Source organism: Aurantiacibacter aquimixticola, from assembly GCF_003605475.1.
Lineage (GTDB): Bacteria > Pseudomonadota > Alphaproteobacteria > Sphingomonadales > Sphingomonadaceae > Alteraurantiacibacter > Alteraurantiacibacter aquimixticola_B.
Genome location: NZ_RAHX01000001.1, coordinates 1,780,786 through 1,806,089, shown reverse-complemented (window position 1 = coordinate 1,806,089; position 25,304 = coordinate 1,780,786). Strand labels below are relative to the sequence as shown.

The 25,304-nt window shown below is 62.9% G+C and carries 25 protein-coding genes; 12 read left to right on the top strand and 13 right to left on the bottom strand.

The window, feature by feature from the left end:
• Positions 1-6: 6 nt before the first annotated feature.
• Genes D6201_RS13175 through D6201_RS09040 form a run of 3 tightly spaced genes read right to left on the bottom strand, consistent with a single transcriptional unit; the run spans position 7 to position 2,810 of the window.
• The gene (locus D6201_RS13175) at positions 7-135 is read right to left on the bottom strand and encodes a hypothetical protein (RefSeq protein ID WP_277949490.1); all 129 of its coding nucleotides are present in this window, start codon (positions 133-135) and stop codon (positions 7-9) included.
• A gap of 34 nt (positions 136-169) precedes the next feature.
• Positions 170-1,168 carry an agmatine deiminase family protein gene (locus D6201_RS09045; RefSeq protein ID WP_120048495.1) on the bottom strand — a complete coding sequence of 333 codons (999 nt, stop codon included), beginning with the start codon at positions 1,166-1,168 and terminating at the stop codon, positions 170-172.
• Between the two features lie 4 nt (positions 1,169-1,172).
• Positions 1,173-2,810 (bottom strand): M28 family peptidase, encoded by a 1,638-nt coding sequence (locus D6201_RS09040; protein WP_120048494.1) that lies wholly within the window; start codon positions 2,808-2,810, stop codon positions 1,173-1,175.
• An 85-nt stretch (positions 2,811-2,895) separates the two neighbouring features.
• Here D6201_RS09040 and D6201_RS09035 point away from each other — a divergent pair, with 85 nt between their 5' ends.
• The 4 genes from D6201_RS09035 to D6201_RS09020 all read left to right on the top strand — a co-directional run bounded on the left by D6201_RS09035 (position 2,896) and on the right by D6201_RS09020 (position 7,658).
• Entirely contained in the window at positions 2,896-5,556 is a 2,661-nt protein-coding gene (locus D6201_RS09035; RefSeq protein WP_120048493.1) for a [protein-PII] uridylyltransferase family protein, read from the top strand.
• Positions 5,553-6,038 carry a peroxiredoxin gene (locus tag D6201_RS09030; protein ID WP_120048492.1) on the top strand — a complete coding sequence of 162 codons (486 nt, stop codon included), beginning with the start codon at positions 5,553-5,555 and terminating at the stop codon, positions 6,036-6,038. Before D6201_RS09035 ends, D6201_RS09030 begins: the two co-directional genes overlap by 4 nt.
• A gap of 6 nt (positions 6,039-6,044) precedes the next feature.
• A complete protein-coding gene (locus D6201_RS09025; RefSeq protein WP_120048491.1) occupies positions 6,045-6,836 on the top strand; it encodes a ferritin-like domain-containing protein in 792 nt (263 codons plus the stop codon).
• Between the two features lie 150 nt (positions 6,837-6,986).
• A complete protein-coding gene (locus D6201_RS09020) occupies positions 6,987-7,658 on the top strand; it encodes a M23 family metallopeptidase (RefSeq protein WP_165853535.1) in 672 nt (223 codons plus the stop codon).
• A 60-nt stretch (positions 7,659-7,718) separates the two neighbouring features.
• Here D6201_RS09020 and galU read toward each other — a convergent pair whose 3' ends face one another.
• Positions 7,719-8,594 carry a UTP--glucose-1-phosphate uridylyltransferase GalU gene (gene galU, locus D6201_RS09015; RefSeq protein WP_120048489.1) on the bottom strand — a complete coding sequence of 292 codons (876 nt, stop codon included), beginning with the start codon at positions 8,592-8,594 and terminating at the stop codon, positions 7,719-7,721.
• 10 nt (positions 8,595-8,604) lie between these two features.
• On the opposite strand from galU, the gene D6201_RS09010 reads away from it, so the two are divergent.
• Positions 8,605-9,792, top strand: coding sequence for a hypothetical protein (locus D6201_RS09010; RefSeq protein WP_133303986.1), 1,188 nt, complete (start codon positions 8,605-8,607; stop codon positions 9,790-9,792).
• A gap of 58 nt (positions 9,793-9,850) precedes the next feature.
• Positions 9,851-10,093 carry a hypothetical protein gene (locus D6201_RS09005; protein WP_120048487.1) on the top strand — a complete coding sequence of 81 codons (243 nt, stop codon included), beginning with the start codon at positions 9,851-9,853 and terminating at the stop codon, positions 10,091-10,093.
• Here D6201_RS09005 and D6201_RS09000 read toward each other — a convergent pair.
• The 4 genes from D6201_RS09000 to D6201_RS08985 form a co-directional block, all read right to left on the bottom strand.
• Complete coding sequence (locus D6201_RS09000; protein ID WP_120048486.1) at positions 10,087-10,335, bottom strand: ribbon-helix-helix domain-containing protein; 249 nt, start codon at positions 10,333-10,335, stop codon at positions 10,087-10,089. The genes D6201_RS09005 and D6201_RS09000 overlap by 7 nt on opposite strands.
• Entirely contained in the window at positions 10,332-11,165 is an 834-nt protein-coding gene (locus D6201_RS08995) for a fatty acid desaturase (RefSeq protein ID WP_120048485.1), read from the bottom strand. The genes D6201_RS09000 and D6201_RS08995 overlap by 4 nt, the downstream gene beginning before the upstream one ends.
• 75 nt (positions 11,166-11,240) lie before the next feature.
• The gene (phbB, locus tag D6201_RS08990; RefSeq protein ID WP_120048484.1) at positions 11,241-11,963 is read right to left on the bottom strand and encodes an acetoacetyl-CoA reductase; all 723 of its coding nucleotides are present in this window, start codon (positions 11,961-11,963) and stop codon (positions 11,241-11,243) included.
• 133 nt (positions 11,964-12,096) lie between these two features.
• Positions 12,097-12,891 (bottom strand): hypothetical protein, encoded by a 795-nt coding sequence (locus tag D6201_RS08985; protein ID WP_120048483.1) that lies wholly within the window; start codon positions 12,889-12,891, stop codon positions 12,097-12,099.
• Between the two features lie 335 nt (positions 12,892-13,226).
• Between D6201_RS08985 and D6201_RS08980 the strand changes: the two genes are divergently transcribed.
• From D6201_RS08980 to D6201_RS08960, 5 genes are all read left to right on the top strand, one after another.
• Entirely contained in the window at positions 13,227-13,676 is a 450-nt protein-coding gene (locus tag D6201_RS08980; protein ID WP_120048482.1) for a DUF3576 domain-containing protein, read from the top strand.
• Positions 13,677-13,695: 19 nt separating this feature from the next.
• Positions 13,696-16,221, top strand: coding sequence for a leucine--tRNA ligase (leuS, locus tag D6201_RS08975; RefSeq protein WP_120048481.1), 2,526 nt, complete (start codon positions 13,696-13,698; stop codon positions 16,219-16,221).
• On the top strand, positions 16,218-16,727 hold the full coding sequence (gene lptE, locus D6201_RS08970; protein ID WP_120048480.1) for an LPS assembly lipoprotein LptE: 510 nt from the start codon (positions 16,218-16,220) through the stop codon (positions 16,725-16,727). Before leuS ends, lptE begins: the two co-directional genes overlap by 4 nt.
• A gap of 10 nt (positions 16,728-16,737) precedes the next feature.
• Complete coding sequence (gene holA, locus D6201_RS08965) at positions 16,738-17,772, top strand: DNA polymerase III subunit delta (RefSeq protein WP_120048479.1); 1,035 nt, start codon at positions 16,738-16,740, stop codon at positions 17,770-17,772.
• 102 nt (positions 17,773-17,874) lie between these two features.
• Entirely contained in the window at positions 17,875-19,329 is a 1,455-nt protein-coding gene (locus tag D6201_RS08960; RefSeq protein WP_120048478.1) for an exopolysaccharide biosynthesis polyprenyl glycosylphosphotransferase, read from the top strand.
• On the opposite strand, the gene fcl is transcribed toward D6201_RS08960, so the two are convergent.
• The 5 genes from fcl to D6201_RS12970 form a co-directional block, all read right to left on the bottom strand.
• On the bottom strand, positions 19,330-20,283 hold the full coding sequence (gene fcl, locus D6201_RS08955; protein WP_422664720.1) for a GDP-L-fucose synthase: 954 nt from the start codon (positions 20,281-20,283) through the stop codon (positions 19,330-19,332). It lies immediately after the preceding gene.
• Complete coding sequence (locus D6201_RS08950; protein ID WP_120048476.1) at positions 20,274-21,248, bottom strand: NAD-dependent epimerase/dehydratase family protein; 975 nt, start codon at positions 21,246-21,248, stop codon at positions 20,274-20,276. Before D6201_RS08950 ends, fcl begins: the two co-directional genes overlap by 10 nt.
• Entirely contained in the window at positions 21,248-22,585 is a 1,338-nt protein-coding gene (locus tag D6201_RS08945) for a nucleotide sugar dehydrogenase (RefSeq protein ID WP_120048475.1), read from the bottom strand. Before D6201_RS08945 ends, D6201_RS08950 begins: the two co-directional genes overlap by 1 nt.
• Before the next feature lie 115 nt (positions 22,586-22,700).
• A complete protein-coding gene (welK, locus tag D6201_RS08940; RefSeq protein ID WP_120048474.1) occupies positions 22,701-23,750 on the bottom strand; it encodes a beta-1,4-glucuronosyltransferase WelK in 1,050 nt (349 codons plus the stop codon).
• Positions 23,747-24,400 (bottom strand): hypothetical protein, encoded by a 654-nt coding sequence (locus D6201_RS12970; RefSeq protein ID WP_120048473.1) that lies wholly within the window; start codon positions 24,398-24,400, stop codon positions 23,747-23,749. The genes welK and D6201_RS12970 overlap by 4 nt, the downstream gene beginning before the upstream one ends.
• A gap of 235 nt (positions 24,401-24,635) precedes the next feature.
• On the opposite strand from D6201_RS12970, the gene D6201_RS08930 reads away from it, so the two are divergent.
• Entirely contained in the window at positions 24,636-25,304 is a 669-nt protein-coding gene (locus D6201_RS08930) for a polysaccharide biosynthesis/export family protein (protein WP_242447496.1), read from the top strand.

Here is a 25,304-nt window from a genome sequence, read left to right as displayed (position 1 = left end):
GCGCTATCAGCCGATAAACGGCAGGGCGGGTCCGGCGGCAATCAGCGCCAGTGCACAGAAACTCGTCACCGAAATGCGGACATAGTCCTGCATCAGGGGGGTGTTCGTGCGGACAGAGGCGATTGCGCGAGCCATACAGCTATTGTCGCGCGCATATCCTAACGAAGTGTTAAGATGCGTCGTCCGGTCGTGCTCTGGGAACGTGTTGGCTGGCGCAGTGAAAGCTGCCCCCGCCCGTCAGCACGGCATCGGCGCGAATACCGATAGCGGCGCGGCCCGGGAAAAGATCGCCGATGGCCGCCACCGCATCTTCGTCATGCGGGGAGCCATAAGTCGGCACCACGACGATGTGATTGCAGATTGCAAAATTCATGTAGCTTGCCGGTTCGGCATCCTCTCCCTGACCCATCCAGCCGGGAGACGGCACGTCGCGCACAGTGAGCCCGGCATTGCGTGCCCGGTTTCGCGCGTCTTCGTAAACAGCGACATTGGGATCGTCAGGCGAGCTGGCCAGCGGAATGGCGATGGTGTTCTCGCCGACCATGCGCGCCAGATTGTCGACATGGCCATCCGTATGATCGCCCGCCAGGCCATCGCCAAGCCAGAGCACGCGATCGAAGCCGAGATCGCGCTCGAGCCGCGCCTCGATTTCCTCGCGGGAAAGATCGGGGTTGCGATTGGGATTGAGCAGGCACTGCTCCGTCGTGACGACCAGCCCGGTCCCGTCCGTTTCGACAGCGCCGCCTTCCAGGACCCAGTCCGCCTTTCGATATGGCAAATCGCACGCCTCGGCCAGTGAGGCACCCGTCTCCATATCGCCTTCGAGCAAATACTTCCCGCCCCAGCCATTGAAACGGAAACCTTGCGCCCGGCGCCTGTCGTTCGCCCCCAGCACCGTCAGCGGACCGGTGTCGCGCAGCCAGATATCGCCATAGGGGTGCCGCTCGAACCGCACCGCGCCCGACACCAGATCGCGTGCGCGCATTTCCGCCGCTGCATTGCGCACGACCAGTCGGACCCCCTGCCCGGTCTCGGCGACCGCATTGGCGAAGGCCGCCATCGCTTCCTGCGCGGGAGCCAGGTTCTTTTCCCACAGATCGGCGTGTGCGGGGAAGCCGATCCAGATCCAGTCCTGCTCCGCCCACTCGGCCGGCATGCGGAAGGTCATGGCGTCAGCAGCCCGCGGGGGAGGAAGCGCAGCTGGCATCGCGGATCGCACGGAACTCGTCGCCTTCGTACCAGTTCGGCCAGTCCGGCGTGTTGCCAAGCGCGCGGGCGAGGCGGAAATACAGGTCGAGATCCTGCATGATCCCGTCCCAGTTCCAGTTCGGATCGTATTCGTCGCCCGGCGCGTGATAGGCATCGGCGCGGTAGGCGTCTTCCGCAGCCTCACCTGCAGCCGTGCCGCCGTCGACAAGGTCGAGGCCGGACTTCACGTAGAACATCGGCACGCCGCGTTTGACGAGCGCGAAGTGGTCGGAACGGTAATAATAGCCTGCCTGCGGAGCGGGATCGGGCGTCGCCACGCGGCCCTGCGCTGCCAGTGCATCGGCGAGATAGGAGTCGAGATCGCTCTTTTCGCCACCGCGCACATTCACATCGCGCGATGCGCCGCGTACCGCGATCCCATCCATGTTGATGCCGCCGACAGTCCGGTCGAGCGGGAAGACAGGATCGGACGCGTAGTATTCCGCGCCGAGGAGGCCGGACTCCTCAGCCGTCACCGCGAGGAAGACCAGGCTGCGATCGGTCGCGCCTGTCCGCGCGTGGGCCTGCGCCAGAGCAGCAAGCGCGGCGGTGCCGGTCGCATTGTCGATGGCGCCGTTGCAGATTTCGTCCGCTTCTCCAGGCGCGCAGATGCCCAGATGGTCCCAATGCGCAGTGTGCAGCACATATTCGTCCGGTCGCTCGGCGCCCGGCAATACGCCGATCACATTGTTCGAGGTATAGCGCCGGGTGGCATTGGTGAAGCTGGTCGAGACATCCTGTCCAAGCGAAACGGCTCGGAAATCCGGCCTGCTGGCGGCCGCAACCATCGCGTCCAGCTCCATGCCGGCCGCGTCCATGATGCCCTGCGCCGTCTCGTTCGAGACCCAGCCATTCATCATCGTCTGATCGGTGCCGTCGCCGCCCGTGTCGGTGTAGGCCTGCGCGCCGGACCAGCTCGTTTCGACCACGTTCCAGCCATAGCTCGCGGCAAAATCTTCATGCACGATCAGCGCGGCAGCGGCACCCTGCCGTGCGGCTTCCTCGTATTTGTAGGTCCAGCGGCCGTAATAGGTCATCGCGCGGCCATTGAAGAGGCCTTCGGCGGCCTCCTCGGCGAAGTCGGGATCGTTGACGAGGATCAGCGCCGTCTTCCCGCGCATATCGACGCCCTCGTAGTCGTTCCAGCCGCGCTCGGGCGCGTTGATGCCGTAGCCGACGAAGACCAGCTCGCTGTCCTCGATCGTGGTCTGTGGCACTTGGCGATAGCTGACGCCGACCCAATCCTCGCCATATTGAAATTGCTGATCGCCGATGGTGAGCGGAGCGAAATCGCTTCCCGTGATCTCCACCAGCGGCACCTGCTGGCGATAGCTGCCATTGTTCCCCGGCCGCAGGCCGGCCGCGCGAAACTGCTCTTCCAGATAGGCAACCGTGCGCTCCCCGCCCGGCGTGCCCGGCATGCGGCCCTCGAACGCGTCGGAGGACAGCGTGCGCACCATCTCTTCCAGATAAGGCTGTGATACCGGCGCATCGGTTGCCGCAGGAACGGTGGCGCAGGCCGTCAAGGTGAGTGCGGCAATCGGGGCGAGCGTTCGGAACATGGCAGACCTCTTCGCAGAATTGTTTGCCGCATCCTCTGGCAGGGCGGGCCTTGCGAGACAAGCGGCGCGGGGGCAGGGGTGGCGCATGGCGGCGGATTGGCAATCGGGACTGGAGCGGGCACGAGCGCATTCGCCGTTCCTGCGCCTGGCGCTCGAACGGCGGCCCGAACTTGCCGCGCAGCTGGCCGATGGTCTGGGCGACGAGGCGCTGGCGGCCGCAAAGGCGAGCGGCGAGGGAATCGCGGAAAGCGGCCTGGCTCTTCGGCGCGAAAGGCTTTCGCTCGCCCTGGTGCTCGGCATAGGCGACCTTGCCGGGGCGTTCCCGCTCGAGCAGGTGATGGCGGAACTGACCGGCTTCGCCGACCGCGCGCTCGATGCGGCGATGCTGGCAGCGGTGCAGCGGCGGGTCGAGCATGGCGATACGCGCGGCTTCATCGGACTCGCGCTCGGCAAGCAGGGTGCGGGCGAACTCAACTATTCGTCCGATATCGATCCGATCCTGATTTACGAACCTTCCACCATCGCCCGGCGGGATAAGGACGAGCCCGGCGAAGCCGCGCAGCGCTATGCGCGCCAGATCGTCGAATTGCTCTCCAGGCCGACGGGGGAAGGTTATGTCCTGCGGGTCGATCTGCGACTGCGTCCCGATAGCGAAGTCAGCCCGCTCGCCGTGCCGCTGGGCGGTGCAATGTCGCATTACGAAAGCTCGGCGCTCGCCTGGGAGCGAGCCGCCTTCATTCGCGCGCGCGCGGCGGCGGGCGATATCGCGGCGGGAAAAGCTTTTCTCGACGATATCCGCCCCTTCGTCTGGCGCAAGAGCCTCGATTTCACCGCCATCGAATCGATCCGCCGGCTCACCGCGCGTATCCGCAAGGCGCATTCCGGACCACGCGAGCCGGGCCCGGGTTTCGACGTGAAAAAAGGGCGCGGTGGCATTCGCGAGATCGAATTCTACGCGCAGACGCAGCAGTTGATCTACGGCGGCCGCAATCCTGCCTTGCGCCACCGAGGCACGCGCGCCGCGCTCGACGCGCTGGCTGCGGCGCAGATCATCCATGCGGACGACGCCCGGCTGCTGGGCGAAAGTTACGACCGGCTGCGGGTGATCGAACACCGCCTGCAAATGGTGGACGATCGCCAGACCCATTCGCTGCCTTCCAGTGCGGAGGCCATCGATCGGGTCGCACGGCTCGACGGCATGGCGGACGGCGCTGCACTGATAAGCGAGCTTGCCGCGATTTGCGGCGCAGTCGCGGCGCGATACGACGGATTGCTGGGCGAGCAGGATGCCCCTCCCATTGCCGTCAGCGTTCCCGAATCTTTCCGCTCCCGCTTCGAAGGCCGTGTCGATATGTGGCGGAGCACTCTGCGTGCCTTGCGCTCTAGCGAAGCGCGCAGTGCGTTCGAAGCCATTACGCCCGAATTGCTGCAGGCCCTTGGCGATGCGCCGGAGCCGGAACGCGCACTTGCCAGATGGGAGACGTTTCTCTCCCGTCTGCCCACCGCCATCAATCTCTTCCGTCTGTTCGAGGAGCGGCCCGGCCTGCTGGAGCGGGTGCTGCGTATTCTGACCTTCGCCCAGCCGCTCGCGGACGAGCTGGCGCGGCGCCCGGAACTGCTGGATGCGCTGATCGATACCGGCGCGCTCGACCTGCCTTCCGACATTCCCGCCCTCATTGCCCGCATGGCACGCAGCGAGGAGGACGAATACGAGGTCCAGCTGGATCGCCTGCGGCAGGTGGTCGGGGAGGAACGCTTCGCACTCGGGGTCCAGCTGATCGAATGCCGCCACGACCCACTCGATATCGCCGAGGGCCTGTGCCGCGTGGCGGAAGCGGCGGTCGCCACCGGCGCGTCCATCGCCACACGCGAATTTCGCGCCAAGCATGGCAGGATGGCCGATAGCGAACTGATGATCCTCGGCCTTGGACGGCTCGGCGGCGGCGCGCTGACACACGCTTCCGATCTCGACATGGTCTATCTGTTCACCAACGGCACCGGCGGGGAATCGGACGGACCACGCCCGCTATCCTCCACGCTCTATTTCAATCGCCTCGCCGCGCGCGTGACTGCCGCGCTCAGCGTGCCGACGGCGCAGGGCGCGCTTTACGAAGTGGACACTCGGCTCAGGCCGCAGGGCACCCAAGGTCCGCTCGCCGTGGGGCTGGACAGCTTCGAGAAATACCAGCGGGAAGATGCGTGGACGTGGGAACATATGGCGCTGTGCCGCGCGCGTCCGCTCTACGGCTCACCCCCGGCGAAGGCGCAGCTCGCTGAGCTTGTATCGGATATCCTCGCCACGCCGCGCGATCCTGAAACGCTGCGGAACGACGTACTGGTTATGCGCAGCGAAATGCTGGCGGCGAAACCCGCTTCCGGTCCGCTGGATGTGAAACTGCTGCGCGGGGGACTGGTCGATTCCGAATTCCTGATTCACTACCTTCAGCTGCGCAAGGGAATCGCGCTCGACCCGGCCCTGGAAAGAGCAATCGCTCAGCTTGCCGAGGCCGGTCTCCTGCCCGCCGACTATGCCGCCCACCACCTCTCGCTCACGCGTTTCCTCGTCGCAGAGCGTTTGTTCGCTCCCGATGGCGGGACGCCTTCGCCGCAGGCCCGGGCCGTACTGGCGCGGGCATGCGGGCAGGAAAATTACGATATGCTCTTGCGATCCATCACCCGCACGCGCCACGTCATCGCCGGACAATGGCAGCGCCATTTCGACCAGCAACTGGAGATTGAACCATGACCACACGCCCCGAAGCCGGAGACGCGATGCTCGACGTGATGATGGAGACGCCCGATGGCGGCACCGTCAAACCGTCCGACTTTCGCGGTCGCAAGCTGGTGATGTTTTTCTACCCCAAGGACGACACGCCCGGCTGCACGACGGAGAACAAGGACTTCACCGCGCTGAAGCACGAGTTCGCCGCGGCGGACACTGCGCTGCTGGGCGTCAGCAAGGATCCGCCCGCCAAGCACCAGAAATTCATCGCCAAGCACGATCTCGCCGTGCCGCTCGCCTCCGACACGCCCGCCGAAAGCGATGAGGACGGAATTGCCGAAGCCCTCGGCATCTGGGTCGAGAAGAACATGTATGGCAAGAAATATATGGGCATGGAGCGGACCACATATCTCGTCGCTGCCGACGGCAAGATCAAGCAGGTATGGCGCAAGGTGAAGGTGAAAGGTCATGCGGACGAGGTGCTGGCCGCTGCAAAGGCTCTCTAGTCGGAGATGAGCGGAGACCTTTCCACCGCGATTCGCAAAGCCCTGCTGACAGGAGACAAGCGCGCCAAGGTCATGCGGACGCGCGCGCTCGTGCGGGGGTGGAGGACGGGCAAGCTGGCAAGCCGGTTCTCCGTCACCGTGCCTGACAGGCCCAACTGGCCCGCCGGACTGGAGGTTCTGCCACCCGCGCAGATGCCCAGGCGCGGCAAAGGCGGGTCTGCGAAGACCCGGATCGCCCTCTGGCATAGCCTCGCGCATATCGAATTCGTCGCGATCGACCTGGCACTCGATATCGTCGGGCGTTTCGGCGAGGAGATGGGCGAAGCCTTTATCGCCGATTTCCTCGCGGTGGCGGCTGATGAGGCGATGCACTTCGCGCTGATCGAGCGCCACCTTTCGACGATGGACGCACAATATGGCGACCTGCCGGTCCATGACGGGCTTTGGCAGTCGGCCAGCGACACCGCACACGATGTCGGCGCGCGCCTCGCTGTGGTGCCCTTGGTGCTGGAGGCGCGCGGTCTCGATGTCACGCCTGCGACGCTTGCGCGGGTCGAGCGACAGGGCGATTCGCGCGGCGCGGCGATCCTGCGGCGCATCCTTGACGACGAAATCCGTCACGTCCTTGCGGGGTCAAGGCATTTCGCCGCGTACTGCGCGGGAACCGGAAAAACCCCGGAAATCCAATGGAAACTGTTGGTGAAGCGGTATTTCAGAGGCTCCTTGAAGCCTCCGTTCAACGACTCAGCGCGTCTTGCAGCCGGTCTGTCGCGCGAATTCTACGCTGGTATTGTGTAGTTAAGAATTACCCGCATACCTCCCAATCAACGAGACGGCGGGGGGTTCCGGCGCTCTCAGATAAAAATAGCGTTTTGCGGCCGCGTAGCCGTACGCATGACTCTGACGAGGGCACGCAAGTGCCTGACAACGAAAAACAAAAGGGATCGTATGCTCGTCAAGATTTCCACTGCGGTCGCCGCTGGCCTTGCTCTTATGGCAACGCCCGCCGCCGCCGATGAAACCGATAATCCCGAAGGCATTATCGAAATTGCAACCGTCGCGGAGAGCGGTGCAGACTCCGAATTCAGCCAGCTTTTCGACAGCTGGGAAGGCTTGGAAGACAACGGTCGCGTCGACATGTCGAGCATCATCGTGCCGACGCCGCGCGCCGCCGTCATGGTGCCGCAGCGCATGCCGGTCGACAATGTCCGGCTGACGAGCGGTTACGGCATGCGGAACCATCCGGTCCTGCGCCGCCGCGCCCGTCATAACGGTGTCGATCTTGCCGCGCCCCGCGGTACGCCGGTCTATGCGACCGCAGATGGCGTGGTCGAAATGGCCCAGTATTACGGCAGTTACGGCAATTATGTGCAGCTCGAGCATGGAGAGGACACGGAAACGCGTTACGCGCATCTGTCCAGCTACACCGTTCGCGCCGGCGATACGGTCCGCATCGGCGACCTGATCGGCTATGTCGGTTCGACCGGCCGTTCTACCGGCCCGCACCTGCACTACGAAGTGCGCGTTGGCGGTGATCCGGTGAACCCGATTCCGTATATGACGGCGCAGCTCGAGACCGACGATCACGAGCACGCCGCACGCGGCGGACCCGAAGAATAAGTGCTTCCTTTGGACGGGAAATGAAAAGGCGGGCCTGACGGTCCGCCTTTTTCTTTGGTGTCAGCTTTCCAGCAGGCGCCGCGCCATCGCGCGGACGTCTTCGCCCATGTCCTCACGCTCGAGCGCCAGCGTCAGCGTCGCTTCGACGAATCCCAATTTGCTCCCGCAATCGAACCGTCGGCCTTCGAAAGTGACGGCATGGAAAGGCTGGTTGCCGATCATCCGTGCCATCGCATCGGTCAGCTGGATTTCGCCGCCCGCGCCCTTGCCCTGGTTTTCAAGCGTGCGCATCACTTCGGGCTGGAGAATGTAGCGGCCGGAAATGATCTTGTTGGACGGCGCCTCGTCCACCGGCGGTTTCTCCACCAGGCCTTTCACCTCGGTCAGCGCGCCGGATGAGGAGCCGGGGTCGATCACGCCGTAGCTCGATACGTCCTCACGAGGCACTTCGAGCACCGAAATCAGGTTCCCGCCGACATCGTTATAGGCGTCGACCATCTGCGCCATGCAGCCCGGCTCGCCCACCATCATCTCGTCGGGCAGCAGGATTGCAAACGGTTCGTCGCCCACGATGGCGCGCGCGCACCAGATGGCATGGCCGAGGCCCATGGGAACCTGCTGGCGCACGGTAATGATGTCGCCGGGCGTGAAGCGGCTGGAATCGAGCACGCTCAGATCCTTGCCGCGCTCTCCCATCGTGGTCTCGAGCTCGTAGGCGACGTCGAAGTGTTCGACGATCGCGGTCTTGCCGCGGCCCGTCACGAAGATCATCTGTTCGATCCCCGCCTCGCGCGCCTCGTCCACCGCATACTGGATCAGCGGCTTGTCGACGATCGGCAGCAATTCCTTCGGAATAGCCTTGGTGGCCGGAAGGAACCTCGTGCCGAGCCCGGCAACGGGGAACACGGCCTTGCGAATGGGTTTGCGAGTGGTCATGCTCTGGGCAATGAAAGACGCTGCAAAAACGGTCAAGGGCGCACTGGTGGCCATGGGTGCAATCGCCCTGTCGGCTTGCATCACGAGTGAGCCAGCTCGCGTCACGTTCGGGCCGAAGATGCCGATCGTGGATGCAGCTGACACCAGCTTGCCGATCCGATACGACCTGCGCATTCCAGATCGCGATGCCGCTTATCGGACAAGCATTTTCGAGCAGCTCTATGCAGGGCTGGGGCGGGAAGATCTGACCGCGGCAACCAGCGACGAATACCGTCCCGCTTCCTGCGCACCACACCCGTCGAATGTCTCCGGTGAGCAGGCGGTGCTCGATGCCATTGTCGACGCTGCGGAAAACGCGCGGATCGTCATCGTGAACGAAAGTCATGTCGTTTCGCGCCATCGCAACTTTACTGCAGAACTTGCCGCACGCCTCGAACCGCTCGGCTTCACGCATTTCGCCGCGGAAACATTCTCGAACCCAACCGATGGCGTGCCTCCAGTGCTTGAAAGCGTCGGCTTGCCCTATCCGCGCGACGTCGATGGACACTACAGTTCGGAACCTGCCTTTGGCCGCCTGCTCAGAACGGTAAAGCGGTTGGGGTATATTCCGGTACCTTACGAAGATAATGTGCAGCGGGACCGGTCCGCGCCCGTCGCGCAGCAAATTGCCTGGCGCGAGGCGTTTCAGGCGCAAGCGCTGGCCGACGCCCTTGCCGAAGCAGGCCCGGATGCACGCATGCTCGTGCATGTCGGCTACAGCCACGCGAGAGAGACGCCGATCGGTTTTTCCGACGGGCGGGAAGACCTCTGGATGGCGGCGCGCTTGCGCGATCTGACCGGCATCGATCCACTGACCATTTCGCAATATCAGTGCCGAGAAGAGTCCGGTCCCATCAGGCTCGCAGGCAATGGGCCGGACGCGCCGGAGGGCGCGTTCGACTTCGTCATCGCGCACCCCGTAACGCGTTTCGAAGGGCAGCGCCCTACTTGGCGAGCGGAGGCTGGCGATCTTCGCGTTTCCGTCCCCGCCCCACTCATTCCCACACAGGGCGCCCACGTCGTCGAAGCGCGCTTGTCGGGAGAGCCGGAAGCAGCCGTGCCGATGGACAGGGTGCTGATTTTCCCTGGCGAAACGGTCGATCTGCTGCTGCCTGCTGGCAATTACGAGCTACGCGCGGTCCAAGCAATGATGGACTGACCGGCGGACCTTTCCGCAATCTGCGCCGTTGGCATGGAAAGGAACAGGAGTTTCAAAAATGCTTATCAAACTCGCAGCACTCGGCGGTCTCGGCTATGCCGGATATCGCTATTTCGACAAGCGCCGCCGCGAACAGAACGAAGCTTTCGCCGAAGGTGAAGCGGGCGGGGAGAACTTCGCGCAAGTTCGCAATGCCGGTCCGGGCGCGATGAAGGACAAGCCGAACAAGGACACGTGGGACCAGATCGACGAGGAGAGCGATCAGGCGACCCCGGCCAGCGATCCGCCTGCCAATTACTGATCGCCGGCGGACTGTGCCCTTGCGGCCAGCCACAGTCTGACTGACGTTGCAAGGCCGGGCGGCTGCTCGGCCTCCAGCCGTTCGGCGTCGATCTGCGCGACCAGAGCATTGAGCGGCAGCCCGCGCCTGTCCGCCTCATGGCGCAGCATATCCCAGAATAGCGGTTCGAGGCTGATCGAAGTCTTGTGCCCGGCGATCTCGACAGAGCGTTTGATCGGCGGATGATAGATATCGTCGCTCACAAGCGAACGATAACGCCGCCTCGCGCTTCGACAAGAGGTTCCGCCGCTTCGAGCACATGCCGATAGCGGTAGAACGGGATCCATGGATAGAGGTGATGCGCGAGATGGTAGTTCTGTTGCATCCAGAGCGCCGATCCGATGCGCCGCCAGCGGTGCGGCAATAAGAAAGCGCGCGTCGCGCCGAAGCGGCCTTTGCCATCGTAGGGTGCATGAACGATGTAATCGAACAGAAAGGCGAGCGCCGTCTGGCCGATAATCGCGGGCACGATGACTGCCAGAAGCGCGGTCTCCCATCCCGCGAATAGCGCGACCAAAAGCGGCACGGCCAGGCTCGCCGCGTTTTCCAGCACTGCGATCGCCCGTGTGCGCCAATCGGCCAGTCGCCAGCCGAGGCGATAATGCGAGAACACCACCGTCATGCAGCGCGCAAGCACGCTCCACCAGCGTTCGGCCGCGACCCAGTGATCGGCATCCATTTCCGGATCGTTGAGGTGGCGGTGATGCGAAAGATGCGTAAGGCGATGCAGCGAGATATTGTGCAGAAGCGGAAAAACCGCGCTCAGCCCGACGACGTAGTTCAGCCATTCATGCGCGCCGCGCGCCACCGAGCCGTGCGTGCTGTCATGCGCGGGCGTGTAGGCGAGATAGGCGAAGACGGCGTTGACGGGCAGCGCCAGCCAGAGCGGCAGCCAGCCCATCGCAGCGGCGAGGACCGTCAGGCTCCAGCCGACAAAGACTGCTGCGGCCAGCGCAATCGTCGGCCAGGCAATGCGCACTTCCAATGCTCGCACCCGGGCGATGACATTGCGTTCGATCTGCTTCGCTTCCACCGGTCTGACCTCGTAATTACACGAGTGTCAGTTAGCGCGCTACTTACATCGATGCAAGCACGTTTCGCCGAAACATCAATACATGTGCTGCCCGCCATTGATCGACATGGTCGATCCGGTGACAAAAGCCCCGTCTTCGCTGGCGAGGAAGCTCACCCCGCGGGCGATCTCGCTTGCCTGGCCGAGGCGGCCGACCGGGATCTTGGCGACGATCTTTTCGAGCACGTTTTCCGGCACGGCGGCGACCATGTCGGTATCGATATAGCCGGGCGCAATCGCGTTGACCGTGATGCCGTAGCGCGCGCCTTCCTGCGCCAGCGCCTTGGTAAAGCCGTGAATGCCCGACTTGGCGGCGGCATAATTGACCTGGCCGTACTGCCCCGCCTGTCCGTTGATCGAACCGATATTCACGATCCGGCCCCATTTGCGCTCTTTCATGCCTTCGAACGCGGCCTTGGCCATGTTGAAACAGCCGCCGAGATTGGTGCGCATGACGTCGTTCCAGTCGTCATAGCTCATTTTCATCAGCGTGCCGTCGCGGGTGATGCCGGCATTGTTCACGATGACTTCGATCGGCCCGACGTCCTCGGCGATCTTGGCGCAGGCTTCCTGCGTCGCGTCATAATCGCCAACGTCGAATTTGTAGGTCGGAATGCCCGTCTCGTCCGTGAAGGCGCGGGCTGCATCGTCATTGCCTGCATAGCTGGCGACGACGGTGAAGCCGTCATCCTTCAGATGTTCGCACACGGCGCGTCCGATACCGCGCGTGCCACCGGTGACGACTGCTACTCGGCCCATAATTCTCTCTCCTGTTTTATCGCTTTGAGTCGATTTGTGGTCTTGTCTTAAGCGAGCGCTCGCCGGGCACGCAAAGAAAAACCCCGCAGAAGCGAGGTCTCACATACGAATGCCGGGCGAAAAGGCGCGAATATCAGAAGCGGAACTGCGTCCCGACGTAAACGGCCTGGCTGTCCTGCTGATCGACTTCGGGCAGCGGCACGATATCGCGATCCTGCTCGTAACGGACGCCCGCGGTGATATCGAGATTGTTGGTCAGGCGATAGCTGCCCTGCACATCCACCATCTGGTCACTCACCGCGCCGCGATTGTCGCGCGCGGCGACCGAGCGGCGCTCATCCATTTCGACGCGCGCGGCGAAACGGCTGTCCTCCTCGCGAGCGCGGCTGCGCGGGGCGAAGGTGGACAGGTCCGGAATATTGGCATCCGACAGCGAGCGCGACAATTGCGGGCTCGAGCGGGTCGGCGAAAGCGCAGCACTGCGCGCGCCGGGCCTGGTGGAAGACTGCGTGAAATTGCCGAAGCCGCGGGCCAGGCCGAGATTGTAGCGTGTTGGCGTCACATTCAGGCTCGTCGAGGACGAAGCATCGCTGCGACCGGCGGCGATGTTCGTGCTGCTCGCCAGTGCCTGTGCGGTTTGCGCATCGACACGCACGGCAACCGTCACGGCACGTTCCGCGCCCGGCACGGCAGCGGCCGCCGGCGTGAAGCGCATCATCCGCGCCTGGCCCTTGGTGGTCTCGGCGACGAGTTCTGCAATGTCGGGATCGGCGGATGCCGGCGTGAATGCGAACTGGTTGCGCAGCTGCGACGAATCGCTCTCCAGAAGGCCGATGGCGATGGCGGAGCTTGGCAGGGCAACGGCGCACAGCACAGCGGACGCTGCGAGCGCCGCCTTGCGTACCGCTATGTTGCCCTTCTTGCTCATGGCTCGGCCTCTAATCCCCTGTCCGTGCACCGCCGGTGAACGAAACCGACTCGGTACGCATGGTGTCGACTCACTTCGTAGGCTTTGGTGCCCATGTTTTCCACTTAATGCGCGGAATTGAATCAGCTTTCGGCGAAGTGTTGCCTTGAGTCTACAAATCGTAAACGCCGCCGCTCCCGCTCCGGCATCCGCCGATTAAGCCGCCATTCACGCCTGCAGGGCGCATGTGCGATGCTTGAAACCGGCCGCGGCTTGCCGCCCGGCTGGCGACTTGTATAGAGGCTCTGACAAGGAGCGGCGACGATCGCTCCGCAGCGCATTTTTCAGGATAGACAATGGCCCATTCGACCTCCCGCATCTTCATCCGCTCCGCCATTCTCGGCGCGGCCGCGCTCGGCCTCACGGCTTGCGGCGGCGGCAATGACGCGCGGCTACGGGCGGACATGGCTGCGGCGCAGACCACGACGATCGGTGTCAATTCCTATCTCTGGCGTGCCAGCCTGGAGACGCTTTCCTTCATGCCGCTGACCACCGCGGACAGCAATGGCGGCGTCCTGATCACCGACTGGTATGCCAATCCCACCTCGCCGAACGAGCGGGTGAAGGTATCGGTCTCCATCCTCGACCAGACGCTGCGCGCCGATGCGCTGCGCGTCGCCGCCAGCCGACAGGTCATGCAGAACGGCAACTGGGTGGAAGCGCCGGTACAGGCCGCCACCGTCCAGCGGCTGGAAGACATCATTCTCACCAAGGCACGCGATTTGCGCCGTTCCACCGTCCTGTAAACCTCGCTAGAGGCGGGGCATGAGTTTGGACGGATTCGAAACCAGGTTCGATCCTGGCACTGCCGATGCGCGCTGGCAGCGCGCGTGGGACGACGCGCGCTGTTTCGAGGCGGACAGCGCCAGCAGCAAGCCGAAAAGCTACGTGCTGGAGATGTTCCCCTATCCCAGCGGGCGCATCCATATCGGCCATGTCCGCAATTACACGATGGGCGACGTCCTCGCCCGCTATCGCAAGATGCGCGGTGACGAGGTGCTGCATCCGATGGGCTGGGACGCCTTCGGTATGCCCGCCGAAAACGCGGCGATGGAAAAGGGCGTCCATCCCGCCGGCTGGACCTACGACAACATCGCGACGATGAAGGGGCAGCTGAAACAGCTTGGCTTCGCACTCGACTGGTCCCGCGAATTCGCGACATGCGATCCTGAATATTACGGCCACGAACAGGCGCTGTTTATCGACCTGTTCGAGGCAGGCCTCGTCTATCGCAAGGAAAGCGAGGTCAATTGGGATCCGGTCGACATGACCGTGCTCGCCAACGAGCAGGTGATTGACGGCAAGGGCTGGCGCAGCGGCGCGGAGGTCGAGAAGCGCAAGCTCAACCAGTGGTTCCTCAAGATCACCGATTTTGCCAACGAGCTGCTCGACGGCGTGCAGGGCTTGGAGGACTGGCCGCAAAAGGTGCGGCTGATGCAGGAAAACTGGATCGGCAAATCCACGGGACTGGAGTTTTCCTTCGACCTCTCGAATGGTGAGGCTCTGCCCGTCTACACCACCCGGCCCGACACGATCTTCGGTGCGAGCTTCGTTGCCGTGGCGGCGGATCATCCGGTGGCGCAGGCGCTCGACAGCGCCGAAGCGCGCGACTTCATCGCGTTGTGCAAGAAAGGCGGGACGACCGCTGCGGAGCTCGAGACAGCCGAAAAGCTCGGCTTCGACACCGGCATCACCGCGAAGCACCCTTTCACAGGTGCGGACCTGCCGCTCTACATCGCGAATTTCGTGCTGATGGATTACGGCACCGGCGCGATCATGGCGGTGCCCGGCCACGACCAGCGCGATTTCGAATTCGCCGTGAAATACGGCTTGCCGATCCCGCGCGTCGTCGCTGCGTCGGTCGATGGAGCGGGCAAGCCTTTCGAAGGTGAGGCGGAAGCAGGCGACGGCGTGATCGTCAATTCCGATTTCCTCACCGGCATGGACGTAGAGAACGCCAAGCGCGAAGTGATCGCGCGCGCCGAAAGCGGCGACTGGGGCAAGGGCACGACAGTCTGGCGGCTGCGCGACTGGGGCGTTTCGCGCCAGCGTTATTGGGGTACGCCCATTCCTTTCATCCATTGCGATGCCTGCGGCGTTGTTCCCGTGCCCAAAGACCAGCTGCCCGTAAAACTGCCCGAGGATGTCGATTTCAGCCAGCCGGGCAATCCGCTGCTGCGGCACGAAAGCTGGAAGGACGCCGACTGTCCGAAATGCGGTGGCGCAGCGGTTCGCGAAACCGACACGCTCGACACCTTCGTCAATTCCAGCTGGTATTTCCTGCGCTTCGCCAGCCAGCCGGCGGACCGGCCTTTCGACGCGGAGGAAGTCGCCAAATGGCTGCCGGTGGACCAGTATATCGGCGGGATCGAGCATGCGATCCTGCACCTGCTCTACGCTCGCTTCTGGACCCGCGCCCTCGCCCGCATCGGCAAGCTGGAGGTTAAGGAGCCCTTCGCCAGCCTGTTCACGCAAGGCATGGTGACGCACGAGACCTATTCGCGCCGCGAAGGCGAGCGGACGGTCTATTTCGCGCCGAGTGAAGTGAGCCGCGAAGCGGAGCGGGCGCTGCTGACGGCGGATGGCGGCGAGGTCGAGATCGGCCGCGTCGTGAAGATGTCGAAATCGAAGAAGAACGTCGTCGATCCCGAGGACATCATCCGCGATTACGGCGCCGACGCTGTGCGCTGGTTCATGCTGTCGGACTCCCCGCCCGAGCGCGACTTGCCCTGGTCCGAAAGCGGGATCGAAGGTTGCGGGCGCTATGTCCAACGCCTCTGGCGCCTGCTCGGCCAGCATGACGATGGCGCTCAGGGCGAGGACAGGCCGCTCGCCCGCAAGACCCACCAGACCATCGCCGCCGTGGCCGAGGACATCGAGGCGCTTGCCTTCAACAAGGCGGTCGCCCGCCTCTACGAACTCACCAGCGCCGCAGAGAAGGCCGCGCCTTCGGCGAGCCGCAACCACGCGATCCGATCGCTGCTGCTGATGGCCTCGCCCATGATGCCCCATCTCGCCGAGGAAGGCTGGCATCGCCTCGGCGAAAGCGGGCTGATCGCCCAAGCCGCCTGGCCGGAAGTCGACGCCGCGCTGCTGGTGGAGGACGAAGTCACCATCGCCGTTCAGCACAAGGGCAAGCTGCGCGATACGCTCACCGCTCCCAAAGGCGCGGCGAAAGAAGTTCTGGAGGCGCTCGCCCTCGCCAGCGAGAAGGTCCAGCGCTCGATCGACGGGGCCGATATCCGCAAGGTGGTCGTGGTGCCCGACAGGCTGGTGAACATCGTCACATGAGAACCCGTGCCGCCCTCGCTCTGACCCTTGGTGTCCTTTCCCTGTCCCTCTCGGGATGCGGGCTAAAACCGGTCTATGCTGGCGGTTCCAGCGGGGCGGTGGCACGCGGTCTCGCGGCTGTCGAAGTGGCCGCAATCCCCGGAAACGAGGGCTGGCTGGTCAAGAACGCGCTCGAGGACAGGCTGGGCCGGGGCGAGGATGGCGGCGCATCGCGCTACCGTCTCGACATCGTTCTCGACGACCAGCTTGAAGGCTTCGGCCTGCTGACCGACGACACCATCGGACGCGAACGTCGGACCCTGCGCGCTCGCTATCAACTCGTGGATTTATCGAGCGATATAATATTGATAGACGCCACCGCCGGCTCCGATGCCGGTATCGACGTGGTGGGCAGCGAATACGCAACGATCGCCGCCGAGCAGACCGCGCTCGAGAATCTCGCAGAGGAAGTCGCCGACCAGATCGTGCTCCGCGTCTCGCGCACGCTGCGCGACGCCGACCAGTGAGACGGGCGCAGTGAAAGCGACGCAGCGCGATTATGCCCAGGCCGCCAAGCGGGCGGGCGGGCGCTGCGGGCTCTATTTCTTCTGCGGACAGGACGAGGCCGGGGCGTCCGCTGCCGTCGGCAAGATCCTCGAAACGCTGGGCGAGCCGGGGGAGCGGATCGACCTGTCCGGCGGGGAACTGAAGAGCGATCCGGCGCGCCTGGTGGACGAGGCCCGCTCGACCTCGCTATTCGGCGACACTCGCCACATCCTCGCCCGCGTCGCAGGCGAGGAAGCGCATGATGCGATCAAGAGCTGGTGCGAACTTGCCGATCGCGGCGAAGTGGAGGACGGATGGCCGATCTTCATCGTCGCCACCAGCGCCACCGACAAATCGCGAAGTGCCAAACTTCTGATCAAGCGCGACGATGCGCTGGTCGCGATCTTCTATCCGCCCGATCTCAAATCCGTAACGGCCGACGTGCGCGCGATGGCCGATGCGGCCGGAATGCGGCTGGGCGGCGATCTGGGCGAGACGATCGCCCGGGCGGCCGGCCTGGACGTGCGGCTGGCGCAGTCGGAAATCGACAAACTCGCCCTCTATCTCGATGCATCGCCGCAATCCCCCAAAGTCGCGGATGGGGCGGCATGGGAAGCGGTCGGCGCGAGCACTGAGGAGGATGGCTTCATGCCGCTGGTGAATGCCGCGCTTGGCGGCGAGCTCGGCAAGCTGCCCAGCGAACTGGCGCGGATGGACGAAGTCTCGCTCAATCCCGTCGGCGTCGCCCTCGCCCTCGAACGCCGCGCAGCACAGCTCGCCTCATTGGCATCACGTTGGCGGGCCGGCAGCGACATGAAGCAATTTCTGAGCCAGAACGGCGTCTTCTTCCGGGAGCATCGCGACGTCGCGGCACAGCTCAACTGCTGGAGCGGCGGCAAGCTGGAACGGCTTGTGCCGCGGCTTGCGGACCTTCACCGCTCGCTTCTGGCGAACAGCCAGACCGCGCAGCTTCTGCTCGCCCGGGAGCTGACCCAGATCGCCCGATATGCGGCAGCTCGCCGCTGACGCGCCGCGAGACCGGGCCTGACATTTCACCCATATTGACTATTTCCGCCTAAGCGTTTCTACCTAGCATGTTGCAAGTGCGAATGGCGGGTGTGAAATCCGATGGCGGATGCTGCACAAATCGAATTGCTGCCAGTCGCGGTAGAGTCCGACGAAAACCGGGCCGAACAGTCGCGTGCCCAGCTGCCGACCGCGCCCGAAAACGGCCTGGTACGTTCGCTCGAGCGTCGGCGGCTCCGCGCCTATCTTGCCCTGCTGAGCGGTGATGTCGCGATCCTGCTCGGCTGCTTCTATGCGGTTTCGGCGATCTATCTCGGCACGCTGACGGATTGGTCGCGGCTCGATAGCGGTATGCTGTCCGCCTACGTTATCCTCCCGCTCTATCTCACCATCGCGCTATACAACGGCACCTATTCGCGCCGTGCGCTGGTCGATTGGCAGGATACAGCCCTGAAAGCGCTCGTCGCGCTCGCATTGTCTGCCGCGCTGCTCAATCTTCTGGCCTTCTTCGCCAAGATCAATGCCGAGCTTTCGCGTGTCGTATTCGTTGCAGGGCTGATGTCCGTCATCATCCCGATGATTGCCATGCGCGTAGCGCTGGTTCGCGCCGTCCGGAAACGCTTGGGGCCGACCGCGATCAATCGCCTTGCAATCCATGCCGGAGGACCGGCATTCGACGTGCCGCATGCGCAGCATATCGATGCGAGCGAACATGGTCTTGTGCCCGATATCGATGACCCACGCGCGCTCGACCGGCTAAGCAAGTATCTGCGCAATATGGACGAGGTGATCGTCAGCTGTTCGCAAGCCGATCGGCCCGCATGGGCGAAGGTGTTGAAGGGAACCGGCATTTCTGGGGAAGTGGTCCACCAGCTTTCGCGCGATATCGGCGCGATCGATGTGGTCCATCATGACGCAGCGGGCTTTTCCGCCCTGAAGGTGTCGACCGGTACGCTCGGCTTGCGAGCGCGGGCGGCCAAGCGCATTTTCGACATCGTGATTTCGGGAAGCGCGTTGCTCATGCTTTCGCCGATCATGCTGCTCGTCGCATTGCTGATCAAACTCGAGGACGGCGGCCCGGTGATGTTCGTCCAGCGGCGAATGGGTCGCGGCAACCAGTTCTTCGAAATCCTGAAATTCCGATCGATGCGCGAAAGCGATGCCGACGGTTTGCGGTCTGCCGCAAAGGACGACGATCGTATCACCCGCATCGGCCGCATGATCAGGCGCACCAGCGTGGACGAGTTGCCACAGCTCATCAACGTCCTGCGCGGCGATATGAGCATGGTGGGACCCCGCCCCCACGCACTCGGCTCGAAGGCGGGGGCGAAGCTTTTCTGGCAGGTGGACACGAAATACTGGCAGCGCCACACGCTGCGCCCGGGTATCACCGGTCTCGCGCAGGTGCGCGGCTATCGCGGAGCGACCGATACCGAGGCGGATCTGTCCCATCGCCTGGTCGCCGATCTCGAATACATGCGCGGGTGGACGCTTTGGCGCGACGTGGTGATTCTTGTCAGCACGCTGCGCGTCCTGATGCACGACCGCGCTTTCTAATCAGTTCTTTCGCTCGCCTGCCAGGAAGGCGCGATAGGCATCGGCGATACCTTCACGAAGGCCGATCTGCGGCTTCCAACCCATGGCGGCGATCTTGTCGCCGCTCATCAGCTTGCGCGGGGTGCCGTCCGGTTTGCTGGTGTCCTTGGTGATGTCGCCATCGAAGCCCACGACCTCGCACACCGTCTCGGCAAGCTCGACGATCGGCAGATCCTCGCTGGAGCCGAGATTGACATGCTCATGGCCGGAATAGTTCTGCAGCAGGAAAATCGCGCCGTCGGCGAGATCGTCGACATGCAGAAATTCCCGGCGGGGCGATCCAGTGCCCCAGATTTCGAAAGACGCGTCGCCGGCTTCTTTTGCCTCATGCGCCTTGCGAATGAGTGCGGGCAGGACATGACTGTTCTCAAGGTCGAAGCTGTCGCCCGGGCCGTAGAGATTGGTCGGCATGGCGCTTATGAAGTCTGCGCCATATTGCTTGCGATACGCCTGGCACAATTTGATCCCGGCGATCTTGGCAATGGCATACCACTCGTTCGTCGGCTCCAGCGGACCGGTGAGCAGCGCGTCCTCGGTGATCGGCTGAGGCGCCATTTTCGGGTATATGCACGACGATCCGAGAAATAGCAGCTTCTCCACACCGCTGCGATAGGCCGCGTCGATGACATTGGCCTCGATCATGAGGTTGTCGTAGAGAAATTCGGCCGGATAGGTATCGTTGGCAAGGATGCCGCCGACCTTTGCTGCAGCGACGATGACGGCATCGGGCGTGTTGGCCGCAAACCAGTCGCGCACCTGCGCCTGCTCTCGCAGGTCGCAATCCTCGCGGCCCACCGTCAGCAACTGGCAGTCTTCGTTTTCCAGCCGCCGCATGATTGCCTTGCCGACCAGGCCGCGATGCCCGGCTACGAAAACGCGCTTTCCCTTCAGGTCGTAGCTATCGCTCACAGCAATTCATTCCCGCCGACAGGCTCGGGATTGTCGCGATACCATGCGACGGTGCGCGCGATCCCTTCGGCAAGCGGCACCTTCGGCTCGTAACCGAGCCCCCGCATCTTGGCGATATCCGGGCAGCGGCGCGGCGTTGCGCCGGCTGGGGCCTCGCCAGTGCGGAACGAGACATCAGCGCCCATCGCTGCCGCCACTCGTTCGGTGAGGTCGCGGATCGCGACCTCCTCCATCGAGCCGATGTGGTAAACATTCATCGTCTCGCCGCGCTCCCACATGGCGATGATACCCGCGACGATATCGTCGACATAACAAAAGGCGCGCGTTTCCGTCCCGTCGCCCTGCAGCTCCACCACGCCATCGCCCGCGCTAGCTGCGGTGATCTTGGCGATAAGCTGCGGGATCACGTGCTTCCAGCCCATGTCGGGGCCATAGACATTGTGCGGACGGAAGCACTGCACCTGTGCAATCGTCTCGCGGCAGTAATTGAACGCGATCAGTTCGGTGACGATCTTCGAACCGCCATAGGAATATCGCGGATTGAGCGAATTGGGGAGGATAAGCGGCACGTCCTCATCCGTCGGCACTTCGGGCGGCGTCTGATAGACCTCGGCTGAAGAGGCCGCGATCAGCGTGCGAACGCCGACGGCGTTGCAGGCTTCCGCCACGGCCAATGCACCGCGCACGCCGACATCGAGGACGAGCTGCGGTTGTTTGTAAAAATTTTCCGTGCCGTTGATCGCGGCGAGGTGAAACATCGTATCGACGCCGGCAAGGTGTTGCTCCAGCGCCTCTCGATCGCGCACGTCGCACGTGATCGTCTCGACATTGTCCGGCGCTTTGGCAAGGCGAGCGGGGCGGCCACGAGCATAATTGTCGAGTGCCAGCACCTCGTGCCCGGCTTCGGCCAGCGCGATGGTCAGATAGGCGCCGATGAAGCCTGCAGCGCCGGTTACGGCAACTTTCGCCATCAGAAACGGCCCCGATTGTTGCCAACCACGAAGTACCGCCCTTCCAGCGTTGCAGGCGGACGCTTCACGAGATGCGCCCAGTAGTCGTAGATGAAGCCGCCATCATTCATTGCATCCACGCAGCTGTCGATGTCGAGATCGCTATATTCCGGGTGGTTGTTCGCTATGATCAAGGCGTGGGCGCCATCGCAGGCGGACACCAGATCGTCGGCGACTTCGATATCGAGGCCAAGCGCATCGATATCCTCGCGCGCTACCACGCCATCATAGGTGACAATGCTGCCGATCTCGTCACGCGCTTGAAGGGCGTCGATCACTTTCAGCGACATCGAACCGCGCAGGTCATCCGTCTCCGGCCGACCCTTGAACGCCATACCCGCGATCGCGACCCGGAACGGCCCCTTGCCGCGCTCTACCAAGCGCGCAACAATGGCATTCACGGTTTCCTCGGGCTGCCGCTCGTTCACCAGCCGGCAGGCCCGCGTGATTTCAAGCGCAGTGCCGGTTTCGGCCAGGGACGCCATCAGGATGTGAGGATCCTTTTCCAAGCACGGCCCCCCGACCAGCCCAGGCAGTGCGACGTCGGTGCGCGGATATTCGAACTTGCCGGAGCGAATGACTTCGCCCGCATCGATGCCGACAGCATCGCAGGCGCGCGCGACTTCATTGGCAAAAGCGAAACGCACATCGCGCGAGGTGTTGTCGATCAGTTTGATCATTTCGGCGGTTTCGAGATCGCTCACACGTACGACCGCCGGTGTGAGAAGACCGAACAGCGCCGCAGCCTTGTCTGCAGCTTCAGCCGTCTCTCCGGAGACGATCTGTGGCAATTCGGCAAGTTCCTTCAGCGCTGCGCCTTCCAGCGTGCGCTCCGGGCACATGGCAAGGTGGAAGCTCTTGCCACTCTCGGCGAGGATTGGCCGAACGACATCGCGCGCCGTTCCCAGCTTGACCGTGGAGCGCAAAGTTACGCTTGCGCCATCGCGCATGTGATCCGCCACCTGCCGCGATGCCTGTTCGATCATGTCGATCCGCGGTTTGGTGCTGCCCGCGATAAGCGGGGTGCCGACCGTGATGACGTAATACCCTGCCTCCAGCGCGGGATCGAGCGCAGTGCAAGCGATGAAATTGCCATTCTCGACGACCTTGCTCATTGCGCGATCAAGGCCCGTCTCGGAAAAGTGCGGTTTGCCTGCATTGGTCAGATCGACGACATCTTCGCGCTTTTCGAGCCCGATCACGCGGCATCCGCGCTGGGCGAGGGCAACGCCGAGGGTCAGGCCCACATATCCGAGGCCGACGATTACGGCAGTCGGACTTGAAGCTTCTGAATTCATTGGCATTCTTGCAACTTTTCTTCCCGTGTTGCGTTGCGGTTTAGGGATGGAGGTCGCGTTTCATAAAGACAATAGACCGCAGGACGAGGAAAATCTTGGGCGCGCCGCTGTAGCTTCAGTCGCTATCGCGCGAGAGCGCTTTTCCGACCGACTTTTGCGAGATGAGGAAGTGATGGAGAAGTTCGACGAGGCCGCCGTAATCGGTTGCGACCGGTTTCGGTTCCGATAATCGTGCGCGTTCTAGCGCGCCCGCGAATTCCTCCGCATTCTCCGCCACCTGCAGCAAACCACGAGCGGCGAACGCTTCGCAGATCTCCGCTTGATGATTGTCGTAATGCTCGCCGAGTTCGTATCGACGGGGCACTGCAATTACACCGGCCTGCGCTTGCAGAGCGGTGATGATGGAGCCCGTACCGCCGTGGCATACCACGATCTTCGCTTGCCTCTGCGCATCCATCAGGTCATCGAAGGGTAAGGCTTCGACAAGGGTAACATCGCTTCGTCCGGCTGTTTTTGCGTCCGATGAGCCCGTCTGCACAAGCATTTGTTCGGGCAAGATGCCATCGTCCTTTGCGTCGATTACCATTCCCACCAGCCTGCCGAATGGTAAAGTCGCGCCAACGGTGGCTACGAGCAAATCGCTTTTCGGCATCTCGACCGGCGCGAGTTCGCGAAGCGGGTCGTAAAGTGTTGCGCCCCGCCAGCGTTGCGCTGCCGAGCGAGACTGCGCAATGCGCAGATGAGCAAGTTTCCCGGCCCATCGGGCGAAGAGGCTCGGGCCACGAAACCTCGCAAAGCTATCGAGAACGATGATCCGCGCGCCGAAGATGCGTGCCCAAATCACGATAAAAATCTGCGACCCGGCCCCGGTCGTCAAAACGAGGTCCGGCCGGCGCTTCCATATGATGGTCAGCGATCGCCACATGCCGAGCAAGGCTCTCAGCGACAAAAGCAGTGGTCTTCCCAGTTTCGCCTGGCCCCAAGCAAAATGTGGCAGGAAATACGCTCGATGCTTCGCTGAAATCGAGCGACCGAATGCAGTATCTTCGGTAACAAAAAAATAGTCGTAGCGCCCCCAGAAACCCTCGAGGTCGAGCAGCTGCCGCAAATGGCCACCACCGGAGCCAGCAAGACATATGGATGGCTTCCGTGAAGGTCCGGTCATTCGTATTGTCCACCCTTCGTCGTCGGTCGCGTTTTCGAATGATTGCCATGCGCAGCCGCAATTCGCCCGCGAACTCTGCGTATGTAGGCCAGCGCGCTTCCCGCAGCGAGCACGGACGAACCGATATCGAAGACCCAATTCAGCTTGAGCGGTCCATAAAGAAGAAAATCGATGCTGTGGAGCGAAAGAATGCGCAGCAGCAAGAGCGCAAGCGAGAGCACTGAACACGTAAGCGAAACGGAAACGAGGACGTCCCTGCGGCCGGAATTTCTGACTGCCAGATATCGCACGGCCAAAATTCCGGCGCCCGCTATGCTGATGACGAGAAAAGCAGCGGCGGGACGTTGAAACACGCGCCTGCTAGCGTAGAGATCGCTCGCTTTCAGATATGTGCGCAGCGTGTCACGCGTCGCCTCTTCAAAGCCATAAGCGCGCAGGAGGATCAAGAGGGTGAAGATGATAGCAATGATGCACCAAAAACGGAAATGCCAACGCATCTGACGTTCGGTTATCGCCGTCCAAGCAGCCCCCGCGGCACACGCCGCGACCCCGGCGTAAAGCGCGATTGCGACGAGGCTTAGGGGAGAGGTTGTAACAAACATGTCCTGCATTCCATCAAAAAGAGCAGACCGATCAAGGCGGTCGACCATGTTTGACGAAAGGTGCTCCTCTGCTGCGGAACCGGTGCCGGCTGTGGCTGGTAGCGGACTGTCATCGATCCGATTTAATACTTAGTACTGAAGCGACATGCCTTCGCCGCGACTGTGCCTCGGAACCGATAGACGATGTTGCAATGCGGAATATCCCTGATTATGCATTAACGCTCTCAAGCGGGCTTTGCGGGGACGGAACATGCGGAGTATATCTGCGTCAATAGCGTGTGCATTGCTTTTGAATGCCTGCGTAAATACGCCCGATCCAGCCATCGGCCCAGCGGCTTCGCAAGCGAGCTCCGGTTATGGCCAAGCCGGATATTCGGTTCAACCTCCGGATGTTTATCTTCTTCGTCCATCCGACCGCATCTCCGTGAGCGTATTTCGAGAACCCGACTTCTCTCTTGAAAGCGTTCAAATCGGCGTGGAGGGCGACATCTCAATACCGATGCTGGGGCCGGTACGGGCCGCCGGTTTTACCGCAGGCGAGTTCGAAAGAGACGTGACGCAGCGGCTTGCTGCAGCCGGTCTAAACAACCCCATGGTCAGTGTGAACATCTCCGAATATGCTTCACACCTTGTTACGGTCGAGGGGGCTGTCGTGCAGCCGGGCGTTTATACATTCCAGCCTGGAGCGCGCCTGTCATCAGCCATTGCGCAAGCCCGCGGTCCGAGCCGAACGGCCGATACCAGACAAGTCGCTGTCTTCCGCGAGTCCGCAGCCGGAGTTACGGTCGCGAAGTTCGACTATCAAAAGATGAGTAGCGGGATGATGATCGACCCCGTGATGGAGCCCGGCGACCGTGTGGTTATGGGGACGGACGGACTGTCGGTGTTCTGGCAGGACTTCCTTAGGGCCATGCCGGCTTTCGGCATTTTCGCAAATCCGGCAAATTTCTGA